This is a genomic window from Micromonospora sp. D75, assembly GCF_018070405.1.
Taxonomy (GTDB): domain Bacteria; phylum Actinomycetota; class Actinomycetes; order Mycobacteriales; family Micromonosporaceae; genus Micromonospora; species Micromonospora chalcea.
The window spans coordinates 1-2,610 of sequence record NZ_JAGPXV010000751.1 but is presented as its reverse complement, the minus strand read 5'-3'; the positions used below and the strand labels follow the sequence as shown (position 1 = coordinate 2,610).

Here is a 2,610-nt window from a genome sequence, read left to right as displayed (position 1 = left end):
GGGCCAGGGGGACCAGGACCAGCCAGCAGAGGCGCTGGAGCTGGTCCTCGCGCAGCCTCGGGTAGCTCACCCGCAACCAGATGATCACGAAGGCGACGGCGAACACCTTCAGCAGCGTCCACAGCCAGCCGAGCTGCGCGTCGGCGAACGGGCCCTGCCAGCCGCCGAGGAACAGCACAGTCGTCAGCGCCGCGATCACCACGATGCCGACGTACTCGGCGAGCAGGAAGAACGCGAACCGCAGCCCGGTGTACTCGGTCATGTAGCCGAAGACCAGCTCGGAGTCGGCCACCGGCATGTCGAACGGCGGGCGGCGGATCTCGGCCAGTCCCGCCACGAAGAAGATCACCATGGCCGGCGCCTGCCAGAGCAGCCACCACGGCTGCCACGCCTCCACGATGCCGGAGAGGCTGAGCGTGCCGGCCGCCATCGCCACCGAAGCGGCGGCCAGCACCAGCGGTAGCTCGTACCCGAGCAGCTGGGCCGCGCCGCGCAGCCCGCCGAGCAGGCTGTACTTGTTGGCCGACGCCCACGCGGACATGAGCACGGCCAGCACCCCGACGCCCACCACGGCGAGCACGAAGAACAGGCCGATGTCCAGCGGCTGGGCGACCAGGTCACCCGGGCCGAGCGGGATCACCAGCAGCACGAGCAGGTACGGCACCAGCGCCACCGCGGGCGCCAGCCGGAACACCTGCCGGTCCGCGTCGCGCGGGGTGACGTCCTCCTTCTGCACGAACTTGATGCCGTCGGCCACCAGTTGCGCCCAGCCGTGGAAGCCACCCGCGTACATCGGGCCCAGCCGGCCCTGCATGTGCGCCATCACCTTGTGCTCGGCCTGGCCCACGATCAGCGGCAGCGTGAGGAACGCGACGAGCACGCCCGCCACGCGCAGGACCAGCTCCAACCAGTCCGGCATCAGCTCTCCCCCGCCGCGTCGGGGTCCGGCTGCTGCCGGGGCGGACCGGTCGGCGGTTCCCCGGGCAGCGGCCGCCCGAGCGGACCCGCCTCACCGGCCGCCGGAGCAGCGCCGGACCCCGGCCCGGGCTCCCCGGAAGCAGGCTGCTCCGGAGCATCCCCGGCAGTCGGCCGCGCCGGACGCTCAGCGGCAGCCGGCCGAGCCGGACGCTCGCCCGGCGCAGGCCGTACCGGACGCTCACCAGGAGCGGGCCGCGCCGGACGCTCCCGGGCCGGGCGGGCCGGCGTACCCCCGCGGGGTCCCTCACCGGCGCCCGCCGCACCCGCCGGCGTGGGCGTCGTGCCCCACTCACCCGGCGCGGGCACGCCCGGCGGCCGGACCGGCCGGCGGCCGCCGCCCGCCTCCGACGCGCCCGGCTCCTTCGCGCCGGGCCACGGCTTGGCGACCCGGGAGGCGAGGACGAACTCCTTGCGCAGCGGGTGCCCCTCGAACTCCGGCGGCAGCAGCAGCGGCCGCAGCTCGCCGTGGCCGGCGAAGTCGATGCCGAACATCTCGTGGGTCTCCCGCTCGTGCCAGGCCGCGCCGGGGAACAGGTCGACCACCGAGGCGACGACGGGCGCGTCGCGGGGCACCCGGGTGCGCAGCAGCAGCCCGTGCCGGTGCGCGACCGACCAGAGGTGCAGCACCACGTCGAAGCCGTCGGCCAGCTCGTCCACCGCCGACAGCCAGTCGAGGAAGTCGAGACCCAGCTCGGCGTCGTCACGCGCCGCACGCACCGCGTCCGCCCAGCTCGCCGGGGGTACGTCAACGGTGGCGCGGGCGTACCCCTGACCGCCGGAGACCGACGCGGTGGCCTCCACGGGCGCGAGCAGCTCGACCACCCGCCGGCCGACCTCTTCCGGAGTCATGCGCTGATCCTATGGCCGACGGCTGCGGACCGGGTCGGGCCGCCCGTGCCGGATCGTCGCTTTGCCGGGCGGACGGCGGGAGCGCGCGGGAGGATGAGGGACGTGCGCGCTGTGACTGTGACCCCCGGTGTCCCGGACTCGCTGCGGCTGGTCGAGGACTGGCCCGAGCCGGCGCCTGAGGAGGGTGCGATCCTGGTGGAGGCGCTGGCGGTGGGCGTCTGCGGCACCGACCACGAGATCGTCGCCGGCGAGTACGGCGAGGCGCCGCCGGGCCAGGAGCGGCTGGTGCTCGGGCACGAGTCGCTGGGCCGGGTGCTGGAGGATCCGACCGGCACGTTGCAGCCCGGCGACCTGGTGGCGGGCGTGGTCCGCCACCCCGATCCGGTGCCCTGCGCGAACTGCGCGGTGGACGAGTGGGACATGTGCCGCAACGGGCTGTACACCGAGCACGGCATCAAGGGGCTGCCCGGTTTCGCCAGGGAACGCTGGCGGCTGCAGCCCAAGTTCGCGGTCGGCCTGGACCCGGCCCTCGCGTCGGTGGGCATGCTGCTGGAGCCGGCCAGCGTGGTGGCGAAGGCGTGGGACCACATCGAGCGGATCGGGCGCCGGGCCGAGTGGACGCCGAAGAGCGTGCTGATCACCGGGGCCGGGCCGATCGGCCTGCTGGCGGCGCTGCTCGGCAGCCAGCGTGAGCTGTCGGTGCACGTGCTGGACCGCAACACCACCGGCCCGAAGCCGGACCTGGTCCGGGCGCTGGGCGCCACGTACCACACGTCGTCGGTG

The 2,610-nt window shown here is 74.8% G+C and carries 2 protein-coding genes and 1 pseudogene; 1 reads left to right on the top strand and 2 read right to left on the bottom strand.

The annotated features are described in order from the left end of the window. Both KBX39_RS28545 and KBX39_RS33645 read right to left on the bottom strand, forming a co-directional pair. Nucleotides 1-919, bottom strand: a 919-nt coding sequence (locus KBX39_RS28545; protein WP_210873493.1) for a complex I subunit 1 family protein, incomplete at its 3' end; no start/stop codon positions are given. Nucleotides 920-1,260: 341 nt separating this feature from the next. Next, nucleotides 1,261-1,827, bottom strand: a pseudogene (locus tag KBX39_RS33645) (NADH-quinone oxidoreductase subunit C); the annotation flags it as partial. Between the two features lie 102 nt (nt 1,828-1,929). Between KBX39_RS33645 and KBX39_RS28535 the strand changes: the two are divergent. Continuing rightward, a partial coding sequence (locus KBX39_RS28535; RefSeq protein ID WP_210873490.1) for an alcohol dehydrogenase catalytic domain-containing protein occupies nt 1,930-2,610 on the top strand: 681 nt, incomplete at its 3' end.